This window comes from Spirosoma sp. 209 (genome assembly GCF_002006735.1).
Classification (GTDB): domain Bacteria; phylum Bacteroidota; class Bacteroidia; order Cytophagales; family Spirosomataceae; genus Spirosoma; species Spirosoma sordidisoli.
Genome location: NZ_MVEC01000009.1, coordinates 129590 through 148675 on the forward strand (window position 1 = coordinate 129590; position 19086 = coordinate 148675).

Genomic DNA, 19086 nt, shown 5'->3' on the forward strand with positions numbered 1-19086 from the left:
TGTCGAAAACCCAGACTCTGGGCGGTTTCTTAGCCAATGGAGACGTGCAAAACTATTCTGACCAGTTGGGTTAACGCGCTGATCCTGCTCATGGTTCGGGCTGATTAACCGCATAACCAAATCCGGACGCGCCGAAGCCGTTGCCGTTATACAGCATAACCAGCTGATCGCGGTGCGGGAAGATGTGACAGTAGTCCATCATCAGCGAGTCCCAGCCCTCGGCCGAGCGTTCAATACCGGCCTGATCGTCGGTACGGGTCCAGGTCAGCCCGTCTTTCGATTCGGCACAGCCAATCCGGTAGCTGCGCTGCACGTCGGTCCGGTAGTTGGTGGCGCTGCGGTAGGAGAAGTACATGCGGTAGAGGTCGCCGTCGCGAAATACCGTGGGCCGGCCAATGGCGTCGGTGAAGTCATCGTACCCCACGCAGACATGCCCGGTGCGTTCCCACTTGAGACCGTCTTTCGATTCGGCGTATTTAACGTCGTAGAACGGCTCGGGATGCCCGTCGATCACTTCAATTTTGGTGCACGACAGGTACCACATGCGCCATGTGTCGCCTTCGCGGATCACGCAGGGCTGCGCCACCCACACCTGGTCGTAAATAGACCGGTCGAGCAGCGGCCCGGTATATTTGCGGTCAAAGGTCAGCCCACCATCGCGGCTGATGGCCAGACCGATACCCAGCCGGTAGCTGGCAGTTTCGCTTTTGTTCCAGCCCGTATAATAGAGCCAGATTTCGTCTTCGCCCGCTTCGTTCGTAACCGGTACGAACCAGGATGGCATCGTGCCCGCTTCGTCGAACATACCTACTGCGCCTTTGCTCAGGCAGGCTTTGTCGTGAACATACGTAACCGTTGAGAGATTGTCGGGGTCGAGTTCTACAAAGGAGGTCGATGACGATGCGTTCTCATCGCGGGTCGAGAAATAAACCCGTAGTTTATCCTGAAGCGGATAGCCAAATGGCACCTGAGCGTGAGTCCGGCTGAACGGCTGATCACCAGCTGGTTTGTAAACGAGACCTTGTTTTTTCCAATTCATGTGTATTACTGGTTGCTGAACCCGAGCCAGGGGCGGAGAACCGGGCGGGGCCAGTAGCAGAAGCAACGGGCCGGGCTGATTGTTCACCAATTCTGGCCGGATTTAATGGTAATGCTGGTACCACTGCTGGAAAACCATAAGGGTCCAGAGCAGTTTGCGATGGTTTTGTTTGCCGGCATAGTGCTCCTGCTGAAGCTGCCGAACGTAAGCAGGATCAAAAAGCCCGTGCTGTTTCAGCGACGCGTCGGACAGCAGCTCGTTGCACAGGGGCTTGAGTTCGTTCCGGAGCCACTGCGAGAGCGGAATACCGAATCCTTTTTTAGGCCGGTCGATGATCTCGTTCGGAATCTTGTTACGCATCAGGGCTTTCAGGATGTATTTACCGGATAGTCCTTTCCGCTTGAACGACTCGGGCAGGCTGTTGGCAAAATCCACGATCCGGTAATCGAGGAAGGGCGCGCGTACTTCGAGCGAGTTGTACATGCTGGCCCGGTCTACCTTCACCAGAATATCGTCGAGCAGGTACGTCATGTAGTAGATATACGACGTCTGATCGAAGGCGCTGGTCGATGCGGGCAGATTGGCCAGATGCTTATCGATCAGGCCGAGCCCCGTTCGGTCGGTTAGCTGGGCCAGCACCTCGGCGCTGAGCAACGACCGTTTCTGAGCCGGCGAAAAGCTGCCCAGCCACAGCGTATGCGTATAGGCCGGTTTCTCCTGAAATCCTTTCAGAAACTGCTTGGCTTTAAAATCGAGGCTGATGTTATTATCGCTGACGGGTATCAGCTCGGCCACGCGATTGGCCAGCGAGTGCATCAGCCTGGGCATCCGTCCGTAAACCCCCCGTACGTAATCAGACGTAAAGGTTGGGTAACCAGCCAGCAATTCGTCGCTGCCGTCGCCCCCCAGCGCTACGGTTACCTGCTCGCGGGTAAACTGCGACAGCAGGTAGGTCGGAATGATCGATGCGTCGGCAAACGGCTCGTCGAGCTCGGTAGCGATACCGGGCAGCAGGTCGAGCGAATCGCGGGCAGTCAGCACTTTCTCGTGGTGGTCGGTACCCAGGTGTTTGGCCACCGCCCGGGCGTAGTCGGCTTCGTCGTACGACTTTTCCTTGAACCCGATCGAGAACGTCTGTATGGGTCTGTCGCTGTTTTTCTGGGCGTAATACGCAATGGTCGAGCTATCCAGCCCTCCGCTCAAAAACACCCCCAGCGGCACGTCGGCCACCAGCCGCGACGCCGTAGCGTCGTTGAGCAACTCGTCGAACCGGTTCAGGGCCGTCTCGAACGTAATGGGCTGGTGGTTGAACTGAACTGTCCAGAACGGTTGGCGGGCCGTAACCTGGCCCTTCTCGAACAGCAGGTAATGACCGGGTTCGAGTTTCTGGATATCCTGGTAGATGCTGTACGGCGTTGGTACGTACTCGAATGTCAGGTAGGCGTTCAGCGCATCGGGACTGATCGTTTTAGATACGAGCGGGTGCTGCAGCAGCGACTTCGGCTCCGAACCGTAGATAAGCGTATCGCCTTTTATGCTGTAATGCAGCGGCTTTTTGCCCATTCGGTCACGGGCCAGCAGCGTTTTGCCGGTCCGGAAGTCATAGATCGCAAAGGCAAACATGCCGTTGATTTTTTCGAACAGCGCTTCGCCATATTCCTCATACAGATAGAGCAGCACTTCCGTATCAGAGGTTGTCCGGAACGTATATTTCCCGGATTGCAGCAGCTCTTGTTTCAGGCTGAGGTAGTTATAAATCTCTCCGTTGAAGACGATACCGATGGTCTGATCGGCGTTAAAAAAGGGCTGGTTGGCACCTGAACTCAGGTCAATGATGCTGAGCCGGGCGTGTCCTAACCCAACAGCTGCATCGAACCGGCCGGGTTGCCACCAACCACCCTGAAAATCGGGCCCACGGTGCTTCAATTGCCGAATCATCCGCAACAGGTCGTCTTCTGTTCCCCGCCCGCTAAATCCCGCTATTCCACACATAATCGTTATAGTCAAGACCGGAACCGACGCGCTCATCGTCCGGCTCCGATGTTATGGTTTACGTATTACCGCACCCGAACCCGCTCCGACTGCGCGTCAGAACGGCCCGTATAGGCTTCTTCCGGCGCGTCGAAGTTGATCAGCTCCTTAACGGTGTAGGTTGTTTTGTGCTGCGACTCATAATACGTCCGCATCAGAATTTCGGCCATTACCCCCATCAGAATGAGCTGAATACCCACAATGAAGAACATCGACGCAATGGTTGGCAGGGGCGTTTCGACCAGGTCTTTCTCGCCGGTTATTTTGAAATAGGTTGCCAGCAAGGTTGCCACGAAGGCCACCAGAAACGCCAGAATGCCGGCTCCGCCAAAAAAGTGGATGGGCCGCTGCATGTATTTCTCCAGGAACTTGATCAGTACCAGATCCAGCAACACTTTATAGGTCCGAAAAATGCCGTAGTTGCTTTTCCCGAACCGGCGGGGCTGGTAGTTGACGGGTTGTTCGGTAACCCGCCCGCCCTGCCAGGCGCAGTAAACCGGAATGAACCGGTGCATCTGCCCATACAGGGTTACGTCTTTGATCACCTCCCGACGGTATGCCTTGAGGGTACAGCCGTAGTCATGCAGCCGAACGCCCGATATCGAGCTGATCAGCTTGTTGGCAGTCATAGATGGCAGTTTCCGCGTCAGGAATTCGTTTTTCCAGCGATTTTGCCGCCAGCCGCTGACCACATCATAGCCCTCGTCGAGCCGGGCAATCAGGTTTGGAATATCGTTTGGGTCGTTCTCCAAGTCGCTGTCGATGAGTACAATCACCTCGCCCGACGCGTGCTGAATTCCCGCATTGATCGCGGCCGTTTGCCCGAAATTGCGCTTGAAATTGATGGCCTTCACCCGTGGATTGCGCCTACAGACGGCCCGTAGCTGATCCAGCGAATCGTCTTTCGAGCCATCGTTTACAGCAATAATTTCATAGTCATACTGCCCTATCGCGTTTTCGAGCGTATCGAACAGAATAGGGATACTCTTCGATTCATTATAAATCGGCACTATGACGGAAAGATAGGTCATACAAACTGGGTTGTTGAGTAGGTCGCCGGGACCTGATGGCTGTGAATACGGATACGGCACTAAGTACTAAAAACGGATAGAACGGAACCAGATAACGGGTTTCGGCATGGCGCAGGGCAAACGCGTAAACAAAGACACAATAGCCTACCGCCATGGGCAGAAACAAAAGTATATCGTTTTTGCGCCAGCCGCGCCGAAGCAGCAGTACGAGTCCGACCAGACCCGGGATCAGCACCAGGGCGTAATGATACAGCCGCAGCAGCAACCGGGGCCAGTGCGCCGGAATCATATCGTCCAGAAACGAATATCCCCAGGTACCGTGCAGGAACGTGAATAGGTAACGCACCGGCGACCAGACGTAGTACACCAGCGGGTTATCCTCCCGAACGGAGCGGGTATACCGGCCCAGTTTGGCCCGGACCTGACTTTCGAGCATCTGTTTCCGCAGCGAATCGATATTTGGATTGTTGCCCAGCTCAAAATACAACTCCCGAATCTGAATCATCGAGTCGCGGTTGAACTTGTCGGTGTACACATAATTCGGGGGCGGGCCCAGCTGCTCGTCGACATACCAGCGCAGGGGTGGCAGGTATCGGTTGTTACCCCATCCCATCAGCCACCGCAGATCGGTATTTGGAAACCAGAACGCGAAATCTTCGCCGTAGGTCTGGCAGAACGCCATCATGTCAAAGTAGTTGGTGGGCCAGAACGCGTTGGCATACCACGGGTTTTTCAGCAGGGGTATTACTTCGCCGTACTGCCGGTAGTTGCGTATCATCCAGGCACCGTCAACGATCAGAAACGGCAGCAGAAACGTAAAACTATAGCGGGCCAGCTGCCGAAGTACCAGCCGCCCCCGCAGCCAGCGTATTGTCCAGACCGCCATCGGGATGGCCAGCAGAGGCAGGTGGGCCGGTTTCAGGAAAACAGACCAGGTCAGCCACGCCCCCGCTACCAGCAGCGGCAGCCGCCGGTCAGGGTTTTGCTCGAACCGAATCCAGGCATATAAAAAAAAGATCGAGACCGACGCAGCAAAGCTTTCGGTCAGGAAATAGCTGTCGAAGACGCTGGCAAACGGGCTGAACAAGTAGATAAAATACGCCCAGTAGAAGGCTCGCTCCGACTGGAACAAATCCCGCGCTACCAGCCCCAGTGCGTATACCGATACCACCGCCATCAGCAGCTGAAGCACGATGATGATGTTACAGGCCACGGCCGGACTGAACAGCAGCCGGAACGCCAGATACACGCCCGAATAGCCCGGCATCCGGTCATCGGTTTTAAAGCCATGATGCAGCAGCAACTCTTCAACGGGCTGTATATACGTCATCATGTCGCCATTGCTCTGCCCCCAGAATCCGTCTATGTCATGCTTGTAGGTCTGTGTCAGATACCAACAGAAAAACAGCCCTTTCACCACGAGGGCCAGGGTCAGCCAGTACAATCGGGACGAAGACGGACGGAGCCACGAGCGCACCATCATGTATATACGGTTTTATACCAGGTTACGAAACGACTTAATCCTTCTTCAAGAGAAACTTTGGGTTGATACCCCAGTAGGTCAGCCGCCCGCGACACGTCGGCGTAGGTACGTTCTACGTCGCCGGGCTGTTTGGGCAGGTGCTGCACCTGAGGGGTTTTATTCATCAGTCGGTACAGCGTTGTTACCAGCGTTTGCAGGGTAACCGGGCTGTTATTACCGAGGTTTATGATCTCATAGGCATGAGGATGGGTGTCAAGATAAGCTAATGCAGCCACAATTCCATCGACCGTATCGCTCACGTAGGTATAATCGCGCGAGGTGTCGCCCTGGCCAAACATGGGAATCGGCTGGTCGGCGGCTATCATGCGGACAAACTTATGTATCGCCAGATCAGGCCGTTGCCGTTCTCCATATACCGTAAAAAACCGCAGGTTAACCACACCCATCCCGTACAGATGGTGATAGTTATGCGTCAACAACTCACACGACCGCTTGGTAAAGGCGTAGGGCGAGATGGGTTCGTCTACCGTGTCGGTTTCGCTGAACGGAATCTTTTCATTGTTTCCGTACACCGACGACGACGATGCGAACACCATTTTGCCTACCTGCTGCTCCCGCATCCAGTCCAGCAGATTATTGGTACCGGCAATGTTGGTACTGATATAATCGGCGGGCTGTTCGATTGACGGTCGAACACCGGCTTTGGCCGCAATATGAATAACCGCGTCGATACCGGAACCCAGTCGCGTCAGCCAGTCCCGGTCGCGAATATCAGCCTCAATGAACGTGAAAGCCTCGTTGTCCAGAACGGTCGACAGGTTTCGTTCTTTAACAGAGCGTTCGTAAAACGAATCAAAGTTATCGACGCCAATTACCCGGTATCCGCTGCCGAGCAGCCGTTCGGTCAAGTGGCTGCCAATGAAACCTGCGCATCCCGTCACTAAAAGTTGGGCAGAACGTGTCATGTGTTGTCTCTCGGGCGGGGCAACCGTTTACGGTTTTTGGTTCCCCAATCAGTTAGGTGGGTATGCTCAGCCGAGCCACCATACTATCATGAATCTGGGTCATCGTTTCGCGTAGATCGAAGGTCCAGTCCCAGCCTGGATAGTGTTGTTTAAATTTGGTCAGATCAGAGATGTACCAGATATGGTCGCCCGAACGGTTCGTATCCGAATACTGGTAGTTCATCTTGTTGCCTGAGATTTCTTCGCAGAGCGCAATGGCTTCGAGCATCGAGCAATTGGCGTAACGACCGCCACCGGCGTTGTACACTTCGCCTGGTCTGGGGTTCTGATAGAAATGCCAGAACATATTAACCAAATCCCAACTGTGAATGTTATCACGAACCTGTTTCCCCTTATAGCCGAAGATGGTATACTGGTTGCCGGTGATGACGCATTTCATCAGGTAAGACAGGAAGCCGTGGAGCTGCGCGCCCGAGTGATTAGGGCCTGTCAGGCAGCCGCCCCGGAACACGGCGGTCTTCATGCCGAAATAGCGACCATACTCCTGCACCATAATATCGGCGGCCACTTTGCTGGCGCCAAATATGGAGTGTTTGGTATGATCAAGGCTCATGTGCTCGTCGATTCCGTTCTGGAAATAGGGGTGATTCTGGTCTATTTCCCAGCGCGTTTCGGTCTCGATAAGCGGCAGGAAGTTGGGGTTGTCGCCGTAGACCTTATTGGTCGAGGTGAAGATAAAAACGGCTTCGGGGCAGTGCAGGCGGGTCATCTCGAGCAGATTGACAGTTCCCACTGCGTTGACGCCAAAATCGGTAAACGGCTCGCGGGCGGCCCAGTCGTGGCTGGGCTGCGCTGCGGTATGCAGTACCAGTTTGATGTCAGTCCCGTACTCCTGGAAAATAGTTTCCAGCTGCGCCACCTCCCGAATATCAGCCGCGCGATGCTGATAGTTCTTGTATGTTTCTGACAGGCGGTTGCGATTCCATTCCGTAGAGCCATCTGCTCCGAAGAAGTACTGCCGCATGTTGTTGTCTACGCCAACGACGAGATCGAACTTGTCGGCGAAAAATGCAACTGCCTCACTGCCGATTAAACCGGCCGAACCCGTGACTAATGCAATATTCATGGTGTATTCTGATGCATTTACCGAAAAAGCTAACCGAAAAATCCTATTGTTAGCCGTGCTTTACCAGACAAAGTAACGGAAAATTTACAATCCAGCACAAGGATATTTAGCAACCGTACAGGCAAAACAAAAGCGACAGGCTGATCTGTGAGAAATCAGCCTGTCGCCTGCGTGCCGTTTAATAAATTGAGTAACTACGCGCCTTCGCCAATCGTACCCGCTCCGAACAGCTTCTCGCGGATTTTTTGCGTCCGTCCTTCCAGAGCCGGGTTGGGCGTATACTTATATTTTGACTGAACAGCCGCCGAGTCTTTTCCGGGACCGTATACGTAGGGATCGTTCTGGCGGTAATCCGACTGCCGAATGGTGTTATATTTCTGGTAGTCACACGAAGCCAGCGACAGGATCGACACGGCCAATACTACTACACTCGTTACGCGTTTCATAGTCACTTGATTACGAATTGATTCAGCAAAATTAGTGATTACTAGTTAGTGGTTGGTGGTAATGGGCCGTTTTTTTTCGCAGATCGGTCAATTAGTGTCCGTTGCTACCGTCCGGATTTCTTCGGCGACGAAGGCCATCAGCTCCTGTATGTACGGCTTCGAAAAATCGAAGGGTACGTTGGCCGCAGCATAAATATCCCGAATGGGGGCTTTATACCCGAGGCTCAACGCGGCTTTATAACCCGCCAGACCCGCTTTGGGGTCGCGCCGGTAGTTACGCCAGATAGCAATGGCCCCCAGCTGGGCAATGCCGTATTCGATGTAATAGAAAGGCACTTCGTACAGGTGCAGCTGGCGTTGCCATATGTATTCTTTATAGTAACCTATGCCGCTCCAGTCCGTTATCCGGTCGGCAAACCGGTCGTGAATCCGAACCCAGTTCTCGTGCCGTTCGTCGACCGTGTGGTTGGGGTTTTCGTAAACCCAGTGCTGAAAAGCGTCGATCGTGGCTACCCAGGGCAGGGTTTCGATGATCGATTCCAGATGCTGCCGCTTGGCCCGGCGCAACTCATCCGGCTTATCGAAAAATACGTCCCAGTGATCCATCGACAGCAGTTCCATACTCATCGATGCCAGTTCGGCCACTTCCATCGGCGGATTCCGGAACGCTTTCAGCGGCAGATCACGCGTCAGGAACGAATGTACGGCATGGCCGCCTTCGTGGACCATCGTTACCAGATCGCGCAGGCTGCTGGTGGCATTCATGAAAATAAACGGCACCCCAATTTCTTCGAGCGGGTAGTTATAGCCGCCCGGCGCTTTCCCCTTGCGCGACTCCACGTCCAGGTGGCCCATGGCCCGCATGATGCGCAGGTCGTCACCCAGTTCGCGGTCCAGCCGATCGAAGCAGGCAATGGTTTTCTCGACCAGTTCGGCACCGGTAGCAAACGGCTTCAGCGGAGGGCGGCCTTCGGCATCGACTTTCAGATCCCAGGGCCGCAGGTGGTCGACGCCGAGTTTCTGTTTCCGTTCCTGGCTCAGGACATCGAGCAGCGGCACCACCGCTTCGGCTACCGACTCGTGAAACCTGTAACAGTCGGCGGGTGTATAATCGAACCGGCCCAGAGCCGCAAATGAATAGTCGCGGAAGTTGGCAAAGCCAGCATTGACCGCCACCCGATGCCGCAGATCGCGCAGCCGGTCGAACAGCTGGTCGAGCACGGCATGATCCTGATACCGGCGTTCGGCAATTTTGCGCCAGGCTTCTTCGCGCTCGGTCCGGCTGGTCAGCTGCAGGCGGTCGGTGGCTTCGGGCAGGGTCAGCTCACGGCCATCGATCTGCACGGTCATAGCTCCCGCAATGGCACCGTATTTCCGCTCTTCCGTCTGCATGTCGGTTTGGAGCGGAATGTTCTCGTCGCGGTAGATCTCAATGGCTTTTTTCATACCCCGCACCATGATGTCGAAACCGGCATCGGTCAGCTCGCTCAGGAACGGGCTGTGTACGGCCTTCAGATCAAGCTCGTTGCCGTACTCGGTCATGGGCGGCTGAATGTCGGCGATGAAGAAATTCAGTTGATTGACCAGTTCTTCATTGGCCGTGTCGCAGGTCATGCGGATATAGCGCCACGCAAAATTTTCGGACAGGTACGATTCCAGCTCGCTCCGGTCGATAAGCCACTGCCGCAGCTCATCGGCATTGTTGAGAGGCCGGTTCAGCAGGTTGTCGTAAAACGGTTTAACGTCGTCCCAGCCGCGAAGCTCCATCGCTTCGCCAATGAACGGACGGGCCGGCCGGGCCGGTAGGGATAAGGTTTCGTTTGGGGTCATTGCAGCGAATAAACAACCTGATCTGGCAACCGGTTTGGGGTAGCGGAGGGGTTGTTAAGATAAATTAACAATGCTTTGTTGCTCTTTTTTGTTCAGCACACTTGCATCTACGAAATCATTCGTATATGTTTGCTACGAACAATTTCGTAGATCATCTGATGAAGCCAACCGACGCCGAACTGGAAATCCTGCACGTGCTCTGGGCCAACGGTCCCAGCACGGTACGACAGGTACACGAAAGCCTGAGTCAAAGCCGCGATATTGGCTACACAACAGCGCTCAAGCTCATGCAGATCATGCATGAAAAAGGGCTGCTCAGCCGCGACGCCGAGAGCAAATCGCACACCTATACAGCCGCTGTCAGCGAAGAAGACACGCAGCGGGGACTGGTTGACCGGTTTGTCGAAACCGCCTTCAAAGGATCGGCGTCTAAACTGGTGATGCAGGTACTGGGCCAGCACAAGGCCTCCCAACAGGAACTCGAAGAAATCAAGCAACTCCTAAACCAGTTGAACAATGAACACAACTGATTGGCTCAACAATCCCACAACCGACGCTCTGGGCTGGACTCTGCTCCATGCTATCTGGCAGGGGTTTGCGCTGGTGCTTCCCGCTGCGCTGGTTTTACACGGGTTGCGTAACCGGTCGAGCGTGCTGCGGTATCGCGTGGCCGTGCTTACCCTGCTGACCCAGCTGCTGGCCTCCGCGGTTACGTTCTGGTGGTATTATACGCCTGCTGTCATAGAGACAGCGGCCCTCCGCCCCGCCTACGCCAGCCCGGCGCTGTCGGTCCGCTGGCAGACGGCAACCCAAACGCTGCCCTGGCATCAGCAGATGCAGCAGTTTCTGGACGCTCACCTGAGTCAGTTCGTACTGGCTTACCTGGTTGGCGTAGCCGTTTTTGCGGTACGACTGGCTGGCGGCTGGCTCTACCTGCAACGCCTGAGCCGGACGGCTACCCGCCCCATGTCCAGCCAGATTATTGAGCTGACCCAGTCGTTGCGGTCGTTTATGCAGATCGGGCCGGTTATTCAGGTGCGCGAGTCGGCCCGGGTAACGGTACCGATGGTAGTAGGTGTACTGAAGCCGGTGCTGTTGCTGCCCGTCAGCCTCGCCACGAGCCTGTCGGTTCAGGAGGTCGAAGCGGTGCTGGCGCATGAACTGGCACATGTCAAGCGTCACGATTATGCCGTCAACCTGGTGCAGTCGGTGGTTGAGGTGCTGTATTTCTTTCATCCCGCCTTATGGTGGCTGTCGGCCCGGATACGCGAAGAGCGTGAACACTGCTGCGATGATCTGGCAGTAGAAGCCGTTGGCGGCAACGGACGGGTACTGGCCCAGGCACTGGCCCGCGTCGAAGAACTTCGGCTCACGCAGCTGGCCGCCCCTACCCTGGCGATGGCCTTTGCCAGCAAACGGCAACATCTGCTGCACCGGGTTCGGCGGGTGCTGGGTGTTCCGACGCGGCCTATGGTATCGAACGGGAGCCTGGCGGGGCTGACGCTGGCCACGCTGCTGCTGGTCAGTGCATCGGTCTACGCCGTGCAGCAACAGCCACAGAAGCCCAAACCCAAAGCGGCTCAGGCCAAAACCAGCCGTCGCCACAAAGCCGACAACGGTACCGAATACGGCATGACTGACAACCAGAAGATCAGCTACATTGTCTGGAAAGGGCAGAAACTCCCGGCCAAACGGGTAGCGCAGCTCCAGCGCCAGCTCGACCTGGTCATGGCCGGCCAGCTCAACCTCGACGACGTAAAACAACCCGACCGCGACATGCTGCTGACCATCATCGAAACCAACACCGGCTTCGATGCGGGCATGAACGCGCTGACGGCCGGCCTGGCCCATATCGATTACGACAACATCGTAGCCTCGGCGATGGCTGCCGGACAGGCGGGTCTGGATAAGGCCGCAGCCGGTATGGCCGCTGTCGATTACGGAGCCGTGGCCGGTGATGTTGCCGCATCCATCGATACCAATATTCTAATCGAAGGCCATATTAATATAGACAATGTGGAGCTGGCCGGACTGGCTGGTCTTAGCGATGCCGCTCAGCAACGAAATAGTCGTCAGATGGACAGCCTGAGCCAGCTGATGGCCCAGCACGCGCGTCAGATGCAGGCGCTGCATCTCCAGATGGAAAAATTACGGTTCCCGGTCGAAGAAGCCGAGCGCAGCAGCGAGGTATTGCAGTGGAAGAAAGACAAACTCATGGAGCAGCGGCAGGCCCTGCTTGAAAAGCATCGGCAACTGTTATACAACGACAGCAAACAGAAGTTCAGTCAGGCGGATGTTGAAAAGCAACTGGCCGCGCTGGAGCCGGAGATCAAGAAGCTGGAATCGACCATGGACCAGCTTAGCCAGCAGTTTGAGCAAGCCAGCAGCCATCAGGAAGAACTCAAACAGCCACTGGAAAAGCTGGAGAAACAGGCGCAGCAGCTGGAGCGGCAAATTGACCTGTTATCCGACCAGCTGGTTCGGCATGGCGACGCCGTCGGCAGACTCACTCCTCCCGTACCTCCGGCCGCGGCAGGGGTACGCCCGCTGCGGGGTACGGCCCGGCCAGCCCGTGCTCCGCGCGTGCCACTGCCACCGCGTGCCGCCCGACCCGACCCGATCGATGCGCCGACCCCACCGGCCCGTGCCCTGGCCCCTGCGCGACCCGAAGCTACTCCGCGCCCCCCAGGGGTAGCACCGAAGCCAGCGGCAGCGCCAGAAGAGTATATGATAGAAAAAGAATATGACCTAAGAAACATTCGGCCGACTCGGGTTAAAAAATCACGAACTCCGCGTTAGTTCTTATAGATCGTTTCTTCAATTTTCACCACATTTTAAAGTTGGACAACGCGTAAGGAAACAGGCCAGTGTGACCCGGGCAGTGGGCTACGATTACGAACTAGTGTAGAAATACTGAGCGTTTTTTGTTGACTATATACGTTGACGATTGCCCCATTTCCCATTAGACGCTTCACCCACTGTCAGGGTCTGCGACCACTGTCAGGGGTGAAGCGCCCACACCCTGTCAGTGGTCGCAGACCCTGACAGTGGTACAAAAGACAAAAAAGACTCCGCCAACAACCAAGAAAGACCTCACCTGAAACCGGCTTCCAACAGCGCGACCCTAATCCGTAAAACAAAAGCTCTAATTACAAAAAAGCGTCTCTGTTCGCAGTCCCTCGTTGAGGTACTACGCGCAGAGACGCTTTTGTATCGGCTTCAGAGCAGAGTACGCCCCGACGTTTACTCTATCTCAATAACGACATCGCGGCCAACGGGGTGAGCCACGCACGTCAGTACGTATCCCGCCTTGAGCTCCGACTCAGACAGGCCGTCTTCTTCGTCGAGCTTTACCTTACCCGACGTGCAGCGACCCAGACAGGCCGTACACATACCCGCCTGACATGAATACGGCAGATCGATATCCAGCTCCAGAGCCGCTTCCAGAATGGTCTGGTGGGGCGCTACGGCAAACTTGTATTCGCTGCCTTCGTACAGAACCGTTACCTCGGGCGAGCCTTCGTCGCCGGCGGTGAGCGGCTCCTCGACCACATCGCCCGCCGGTACGGGCGCACTGATGTAGCTTTCTTTATGTACCCGATCGGTCGACACGCCAACCAGGGCCAGCGCCGAACGGGCTTCGGCCATCATCCCATCCGGACCGCAGAGGTACACACTCGCGTTTTGCCGGTCAGCCGCGGGTAGCTGCTCCAGCAGGCGGGTCAGCATGTGCTGGTTGAGTCGGCCTTCGGCTCCGCTCCAGCCGTAGTCGGGCTGGCTCAGTACGTGGGTTACCTGAAAACGCGACGAGCCATAGGCCTGCTCCATAGCGTCCAGATGACTTTTGTAGATGATCGACGACTGGTTTCGGTTCCCGTAGATCAGCCAGACGCGGGTGTTGGGCTCCACGTGCAGCGTAGACTTGGCCATCGAAAACAGGGGGGTAATCCCACTGCCAGCGCCGATCAGGATCAGGGTCCGGCGGTTTTGCGCGTCGAGCTTCGGCACAAACGTCCCCATCGGCTCCAGCGTTTCGAGCACATCGCCGGGGCGGATGCGGTCGCAGAGGTAGTTGGAAACCAGCCCACCCGGTACCCGCTTAACCGACACCGCCAGCGACACATCGACATGGGGCGAGGAAGCCATCGAGTACGACCGGCGTACCTTCTGACCGTTGACCGTCAGCAAAAACGTCAGAAACTGGCCCGGCTGGTAGCGAACCTCTTCGTTGATGGGATGCCAGAAGGTAAGGGTTACGGCGTCGGGGGTTTCCCGGATGACCTCTTTAACTTTCAAAAAATATCGTGCTGCCATTCGTATTCAGGTTGTTCATGAACACCCGTCAACCCGCCTGCTCAAAGCCAGCGCCGGCTTTGAGCTGTCCAGACGCGTCCGTGTGTCAACTTCATTCCACAAAGGTACGTCACACCGCCTTTTGATGGTACTCGACAAGCCGTTCGGCGGGTGCTTTCAGTATTCGTCCCATCGTCAGACCGGTTTGCCCGACGGCTTCCTGCAACGGCCCGGCAAAGTAGTGCGCTATGGACCCCACAAAGTGTACGGGCCACTGATCAGCCTCCGGAAACCGCCGAACATAGGTCGTCAGAAACAGCCTGAACGCATCGGTCACCAGACCAACGATATGTGGATGCGCGATGTTTTCGGACAGGAACGGAGTAAAGCCCGCAAAATACCGGTTCGGGTACGGCTTTCGATAGGCGTTTTCGAGCAGGGTGGCCCGATCCAGGGCGTAGCGGGCCTGAAACGCGTCGCGCAGTTCAGCAGGCAGTTGCTCCTGAAAAACCTCCCGGACAAGGGTTTTGCCCAGGTATCCACCGCTCCCCTCGTCGCCCAGCCAGAATCCCAGCGACTGAATACCGTGGGTTATATCCTGCCCGTCGTAGCAGCAGGCATTCGAGCCGGTACCCAGAATGCAGACAATACCCGGCTCGTGGCCCGAGGCTCCGCGAGCCGCGCCCAGCATGTCGCTGTTAACATCTACGGTATCGAGCGCCGGCAGGGCGGCCCGCAGCGCATCAGCAACGCGCTGGTTGACCGCCGGACTGATGCAGCCTGTTCCGTAAAAATAGATCCGGTTTACCACGACATCATCGAGCTGGGGCAGCAGCTGGGCACGGAGGGTGTCGGTAATCTGCTCGGTGGACTGGTAATACGGGCTAATGCCGTCGGTCGGTAATGAGCGGCTCTGGCCATCGGCGCTGACCAGCCGCCAGTCGGTCTTGGTCGCTCCGCTATCTGCAATCAGTGTAATCAAGGTAGTAAATGGTTTCAGGTACGGGCCACCGTTGTTGAAAAACTGTTTTCGGGCGCCACATGAGCGGTCTGCTAAATCGAATGAGTCGTCAAGCAAGCGCTCCGATTATCGGGAAACGATCAAAGACCCACTCGGCATGGGGGGCGTCGGCCAGTTCGGCCGAGAGGTCCTGACCCGCCCAGTGTTCGTAATGTTTTCCGTTGCGCCACAGCCTCGATGCCGACACATCGTAGATCAGTCCGTTGTAGGCGCACCAGATTTCAGGACGGTCCTGTCCGTTGCGCAGGGCCAGCTGTGAGCGGCTGAATACCGGTAGCCCGGCCCGGTTTTCAGTGGTCATGTATCCGTATAGTCAAACAGAGTAATAATTGAGCACAGTTTTTGCACGTGAAAACAAAATTAGCGTAACTTTAGCCAATTGTGATTCCTACGTTAATCATCACTATGAAAAAGAATACTGTACTTGCTTTTTTCTCGGCATTAACCCTGCTGGGTCTGTTAACAGGCTGTGGTGGCAAGAAAGTAGCTCCGGTTTCCGAGCGTATTGCCAAAGTCTGGACCGCCCAGAAGGTCGATGAGAATACGGCAACTGTATACACCAAAGGCGGCACGGCCAACGTCCGCGATTATGCCAGATACCGGCTTGACTTGAGTAAAGCGCCTACCGTTACCTACACCGAGTTCGATGGCAATACGTTTACCGGCCAGTATTCTGTGCCCGCTGATGATCGCCTTGTACTGACTACCCTAACCCCTGCCCCGACCGGTACCAATGGTACCATTGAATTCAAAATCAGTAACCTGAACGACAACAGCGTTACGCTGACGCGGACTACGACCAGTCAGAAAACCGGCGGTTCGACCAACACCTATACGTTGTCGAACCCCTAAGCATTCGCAAACCATTTTGTGCGTTAAGCCGTTCCGTAGGTCAAGCGGAACGGCTTTTTTTTATTTATTTTTCTCATGACGGATCTTAATACACTGGGCCAGGTTGGGCTGATCGATCATATCCGACAGGCAACCCCGGCCCCGGCCCATCCCGAAACCGTACGCGGCATTGGCGACGATGCGGCCGTTTTCGACTGGGGTGATAGCTACGGGCTGCTGGCAACCGAACTGCTGGTAGAAGGCATTCATTTCGACCTGACCTACGTACCGCTCAAGCACCTTGGCTACAAAGCCGTAACCTTTGCCGTATCGGATATTGCGGCCATGAACGGCCTGCCTCTTCAGCTAACCATCGGCGTGGGCCTCAGCAGCCGGTTCCCGGTCGAAGCGGTCGATGAACTGTACGAAGGCATCCGGGCGGCCTGTACGGCCTACAACGTCGATCTGGTGGGGGGCGACACCACAGCCTCGCGGTCGGGCCTGATCCTGTCGGTATCGGTATTGGGCAAGGTAGCGAAAGATAAAATCACCTACCGCAACACGGCGCAACCCAACGATGTCGTCTGTGTAACCGGCGACCTGGGCGCGGCTTATCTGGGTCTGCAGCTCCTCGAACGCGAAAAACAGGTGTTTCTGGCCGACCCCAACATGCAGCCGAATCTTTCCGAAGAGCGCGCCTATCTGGTACAGCGGCAGCTGCGGCCCGATGCCCGCACCGACGTTGTTCACGAACTGAACGACCTCGGCATCCGCCCCACGGCCATGATCGATATTTCGACCGGTCTGGCTTCTGAACTACTACACATCTGCCGCCAGTCAGGAACGGGAGCCGTACTTTTTGATGAGAACCTACCCATCGATGACCAGACGCACCTGGCTGCCGACGAGTTCAAGATCAGCCCGGTAACGGCGGCTCTGAACGGGGGTGAAGACTACGAACTGTTGTTTACGGTTCGGCCGCAGGAGTTCGACAAGCTGGCCAACAACGCGCGCATTACGGCCATTGGGTACCTGACCGCCGACCCGAACCAGGTGGTACTGGCTACCAAAGCCGGTCAGCAGACGCCCATCCGGGCGCAGGGCTGGGGCCAGTCGGCTTAGCGGTTACCGCACGCGGGTCAGTTTGAGGTAGCAGGGCTGGTCGCAGCGGGGCAGCAAGGTCAGCGTGTCACGCTGAAAGGCCACGCCCTGCCGAAACGACACGTTGGCCCGGTTGGTATAGATGTACAGGTTAACGCCCAGCCCCTCGAAGGTAGAGTCGACCCGAAAGTAGCGGATCGGATAAAAATACGTCATCTCGCTCCCCTCGGCCAGCACCTTTCCATCGGGGTCGAAAGTCAGCGTCTGGGGCGGCAGGGCGGGGTAACGCCGGGTGGTATAGAACGATGTGTCGCGCCGGACAAAGATGGTGTCGGTATAGTTGATAACCGTGTCTTTCCGGACGGTCTGCCCGTTGATCGTCACCAGCACCGAGTCGCGTCGCTGCCGGGGCGTGGTGGTAAGCACCGAAAATACCGAGTCTTTCTGAAAGCGCCGTTCGACCAGTCGCCAGGTTCCGGTAATCCGCGAATCGACCGCGCCGGGCGAGAATCCCGGCTCCGCTTCTTTACAGGCGCTCACGACCCCAATGACGACCAGAACGAAGGCAATGCCACACAGTTTTTTCACAGAAACACGCTAGTTTGGACTTTTTCGGACGTTGTTCAGCGTAGGCATAACGCTACAGCACGCAAAAAAGGTACGACCCGGAGCCGTACCTTTTTCTGCACCGGCCTCAGGCGGGTCTATACAAATTCTGCGCCACGTTCTTTGGCATCGGCCACGAACGCTTTGACCTTCTGTTCTTCTTCCTTGCGACAGATCATCAGTACGTTGTCGTACTCGGCCACGATGAAGCCATCCAGCCCATTGACGACCACGAGCCGGTCCTTTGGGGTCTTGATGATGCAGTTTTTCGTGTCGTACAGCATGATGTGGCCGTCGATCACGTTCAGGTCATCGTTTTTGTCCGAGACTTCGTACAGCGATTTCCAGGTACCCAGGTCCGACCAACCGAAATCGCTCAGAACGACGTATACGTTGTCGGCTTTCTCCATCACGCCGTTATCGATCGAAACACTCTTGGTGAGCGAATAGGCTTTGTCGACAAAAGCGGCTTCGTGGTCAGTATAATAGGCGCTGCGCCCTTCTTCAAAGATTTCGGCCACCTCGGGCAGGTACGCTTCAAACGCGCGGATAATCGCCTGTACGTTCCAGACGAAGATACCGGCGTTCCAGACAAACTCACCGCTTTCCAGAAACTGACGGGCCAGTTCGAGATGGGGTTTTTCGGTAAAGGTTTTTACCCGCAACGGCGCCTGCTCGGTGTTGGCGGCCGGAATGTACTGGATATAGCCGTAGCCCGTATCCGGACGGCTGGGCTGAATACCCAGCGTAACCAGAATGTCCTGATCCTGGGTAGCCGCCAGGGCCGTGCGGATGGTCCGCTGAAAATCGTCCTGTTTCAGAATGATGTGATCGGCCGGGGCAACAACGATGTTGGCTTCGGGGTCGCGCTGGGCAATCTTGTAGCAGGCGTAGGCAATACAGGGAGCCGTATTGCGGGCTATCGGTTCGCACAGGACCTGATCGTCGGAGAGCTGCGGGAGCTGCTGCTGACAAAGATTTTTGTAGAGCGAACTGGTAACGATGAAAATATTTTCGGAAGGACAGATACCGTCGAAACGGTCGGCAGTTTGCTGGAGCAGTGTACGGCCCGTACCAAGTACGTCATGGAACTGCTTCGGGTAACTCGTTCGGCTAAAGGGCCAGAACCGCGTCCCGACGCCCCCCGCCATAATGATGACATAGGTATGATTCATTGTAACGATAAAATCAACTTGAAGTGATGCGGCCACAAAGTTGCCAAATCTTATGGATTTGCTCCGCAAAAGTTTATGGTATCAACAGATTATATGCCTTAAGTAAAT

General features: G+C 56.0%; 17 protein-coding genes. 4 read left to right on the top strand and 13 right to left on the bottom strand.

The features are described from left to right. Positions 1 to 88 precede the first annotated feature (88 nt). The 8 genes from B1C80_RS15865 to B1C80_RS15900 form a co-directional block, all read right to left on the bottom strand. Complete coding sequence (locus B1C80_RS15865) at positions 89 to 1039, bottom strand: hypothetical protein (protein ID WP_077922169.1); 951 nt, start codon at positions 1037 to 1039, stop codon at positions 89 to 91. A gap of 102 nt (positions 1040 to 1141) precedes the next feature. After that, a complete protein-coding gene (asnB, locus tag B1C80_RS15870; protein ID WP_161492776.1) occupies positions 1142 to 3031 on the bottom strand; it encodes an asparagine synthase (glutamine-hydrolyzing) in 1890 nt (629 codons plus the stop codon). 65 nt (positions 3032 to 3096) lie between these two features. After that, the gene (locus tag B1C80_RS15875) at positions 3097 to 4101 is read right to left on the bottom strand and encodes a glycosyltransferase family 2 protein (RefSeq protein ID WP_077922171.1); all 1005 of its coding nucleotides are present in this window, start codon (positions 4099 to 4101) and stop codon (positions 3097 to 3099) included. Then, positions 4067 to 5584, bottom strand: coding sequence for a hypothetical protein (locus tag B1C80_RS15880; RefSeq protein ID WP_077922172.1), 1518 nt, complete (start codon positions 5582 to 5584; stop codon positions 4067 to 4069). Before B1C80_RS15880 ends, B1C80_RS15875 begins: the two co-directional genes overlap by 35 nt. Then, the gene (locus B1C80_RS15885; protein WP_077922173.1) at positions 5581 to 6549 is read right to left on the bottom strand and encodes a GDP-mannose 4,6-dehydratase; all 969 of its coding nucleotides are present in this window, start codon (positions 6547 to 6549) and stop codon (positions 5581 to 5583) included. Before B1C80_RS15885 ends, B1C80_RS15880 begins: the two co-directional genes overlap by 4 nt. Before the next feature lie 52 nt (positions 6550 to 6601). Further along, positions 6602 to 7675, bottom strand: a complete 1074-nt coding sequence (locus B1C80_RS15890; protein ID WP_077922174.1) for an NAD-dependent epimerase/dehydratase family protein — start codon at positions 7673 to 7675, stop codon at positions 6602 to 6604. 194 nt (positions 7676 to 7869) lie between these two features. Further along, positions 7870 to 8121, bottom strand: a complete 252-nt coding sequence (locus tag B1C80_RS15895; RefSeq protein WP_077922175.1) for a hypothetical protein — start codon at positions 8119 to 8121, stop codon at positions 7870 to 7872. 87 nt (positions 8122 to 8208) lie between these two features. After that, on the bottom strand, positions 8209 to 9951 hold the full coding sequence (locus tag B1C80_RS15900; RefSeq protein WP_077922176.1) for a M3 family oligoendopeptidase: 1743 nt from the start codon (positions 9949 to 9951) through the stop codon (positions 8209 to 8211). Positions 9952 to 10109: 158 nt separating this feature from the next. On the opposite strand from B1C80_RS15900, the gene B1C80_RS15905 reads away from it, so the two are divergent. Together B1C80_RS15905 and B1C80_RS15910 are read left to right on the top strand one after the other, a co-directional pair. Continuing rightward, the gene (locus B1C80_RS15905; RefSeq protein WP_077922475.1) at positions 10110 to 10481 is read left to right on the top strand and encodes a BlaI/MecI/CopY family transcriptional regulator; all 372 of its coding nucleotides are present in this window, start codon (positions 10110 to 10112) and stop codon (positions 10479 to 10481) included. Further along, positions 10468 to 12750: a M56 family metallopeptidase gene (locus tag B1C80_RS15910; protein ID WP_077922177.1), complete on the top strand. Its 2283-nt coding sequence runs from the start codon at positions 10468 to 10470 to the stop codon at positions 12748 to 12750. Before B1C80_RS15905 ends, B1C80_RS15910 begins: the two co-directional genes overlap by 14 nt. Positions 12751 to 13194: 444 nt before the next feature. Here B1C80_RS15910 and B1C80_RS15915 read toward each other — a convergent pair whose 3' ends face one another. The 3 genes from B1C80_RS15915 to B1C80_RS15925 all read right to left on the bottom strand — a co-directional run bounded on the left by B1C80_RS15915 (position 13195) and on the right by B1C80_RS15925 (position 15566). Then, complete coding sequence (locus B1C80_RS15915) at positions 13195 to 14265, bottom strand: ferredoxin--NADP reductase (protein WP_077922178.1); 1071 nt, start codon at positions 14263 to 14265, stop codon at positions 13195 to 13197. A gap of 109 nt (positions 14266 to 14374) precedes the next feature. Beyond that, the gene (locus tag B1C80_RS15920) at positions 14375 to 15223 is read right to left on the bottom strand and encodes an N-acetylglucosamine kinase (RefSeq protein WP_077922476.1); all 849 of its coding nucleotides are present in this window, start codon (positions 15221 to 15223) and stop codon (positions 14375 to 14377) included. Between the two features lie 91 nt (positions 15224 to 15314). Further along, entirely contained in the window at positions 15315 to 15566 is a 252-nt protein-coding gene (locus tag B1C80_RS15925) for a cytochrome b5 domain-containing protein (RefSeq protein WP_077922179.1), read from the bottom strand. A gap of 104 nt (positions 15567 to 15670) precedes the next feature. Between B1C80_RS15925 and B1C80_RS15930 the strand changes: the two genes are divergently transcribed. Further along, a complete protein-coding gene (locus B1C80_RS15930; RefSeq protein WP_077922180.1) occupies positions 15671 to 16117 on the top strand; it encodes a hypothetical protein in 447 nt (148 codons plus the stop codon). 75 nt (positions 16118 to 16192) lie between these two features. Beyond that, a complete protein-coding gene (thiL, locus tag B1C80_RS15935; RefSeq protein WP_077922181.1) occupies positions 16193 to 17218 on the top strand; it encodes a thiamine-phosphate kinase in 1026 nt (341 codons plus the stop codon). A 3-nt stretch (positions 17219 to 17221) separates the two neighbouring features. Here thiL and B1C80_RS15940 read toward each other — a convergent pair whose 3' ends face one another. After that, on the bottom strand, positions 17222 to 17785 hold the full coding sequence (locus B1C80_RS15940) for a hypothetical protein (protein ID WP_077922182.1): 564 nt from the start codon (positions 17783 to 17785) through the stop codon (positions 17222 to 17224). A gap of 116 nt (positions 17786 to 17901) precedes the next feature. Next, complete coding sequence (locus B1C80_RS15945) at positions 17902 to 18978, bottom strand: mannose-1-phosphate guanylyltransferase (protein WP_077922183.1); 1077 nt, start codon at positions 18976 to 18978, stop codon at positions 17902 to 17904. Between the last annotated feature and the right edge of the window lie 108 nt (positions 18979 to 19086).

What these genes read in the sequence shown, in the direction of transcription:
- B1C80_RS15915 (WP_077922178.1), bottom strand. Translation starts at nt 14,265, where the DNA reads ATGGCAGCACGATATTTTTTGAAAGTTAAAGAGGTCATCCGGGAAACC.
- B1C80_RS15905 (WP_077922475.1), top strand. Translation starts at nt 10,110, where the DNA reads ATGAAGCCAACCGACGCCGAACTGGAAATCCTGCACGTGCTCTGGGCC.
- asnB (WP_161492776.1), bottom strand. Translation starts at nt 3,031, where the DNA reads ATGTGTGGAATAGCGGGATTTAGCGGGCGGGGAACAGAAGACGACCTG.
- B1C80_RS15910 (WP_077922177.1), top strand. Translation starts at nt 10,468, where the DNA reads ATGAACACAACTGATTGGCTCAACAATCCCACAACCGACGCTCTGGGC.
- thiL (WP_077922181.1), top strand. Translation starts at nt 16,193, where the DNA reads ATGACGGATCTTAATACACTGGGCCAGGTTGGGCTGATCGATCATATC.
- B1C80_RS15890 (WP_077922174.1), bottom strand. Translation starts at nt 7,675, where the DNA reads ATGAATATTGCATTAGTCACGGGTTCGGCCGGTTTAATCGGCAGTGAG.
- B1C80_RS15865 (WP_077922169.1), bottom strand. Translation starts at nt 1,039, where the DNA reads ATGAATTGGAAAAAACAAGGTCTCGTTTACAAACCAGCTGGTGATCAG.
- B1C80_RS15885 (WP_077922173.1), bottom strand. Translation starts at nt 6,549, where the DNA reads ATGACACGTTCTGCCCAACTTTTAGTGACGGGATGCGCAGGTTTCATT.
- B1C80_RS15895 (WP_077922175.1), bottom strand. Translation starts at nt 8,121, where the DNA reads ATGAAACGCGTAACGAGTGTAGTAGTATTGGCCGTGTCGATCCTGTCG.
- B1C80_RS15900 (WP_077922176.1), bottom strand. Translation starts at nt 9,951, where the DNA reads ATGACCCCAAACGAAACCTTATCCCTACCGGCCCGGCCGGCCCGTCCG.
- B1C80_RS15925 (WP_077922179.1), bottom strand. Translation starts at nt 15,566, where the DNA reads ATGACCACTGAAAACCGGGCCGGGCTACCGGTATTCAGCCGCTCACAG.
- B1C80_RS15880 (WP_077922172.1), bottom strand. Translation starts at nt 5,584, where the DNA reads ATGATGGTGCGCTCGTGGCTCCGTCCGTCTTCGTCCCGATTGTACTGG.
- B1C80_RS15945 (WP_077922183.1), bottom strand. Translation starts at nt 18,978, where the DNA reads ATGAATCATACCTATGTCATCATTATGGCGGGGGGCGTCGGGACGCGG.
- B1C80_RS15875 (WP_077922171.1), bottom strand. Translation starts at nt 4,101, where the DNA reads ATGACCTATCTTTCCGTCATAGTGCCGATTTATAATGAATCGAAGAGT.
- B1C80_RS15930 (WP_077922180.1), top strand. Translation starts at nt 15,671, where the DNA reads ATGAAAAAGAATACTGTACTTGCTTTTTTCTCGGCATTAACCCTGCTG.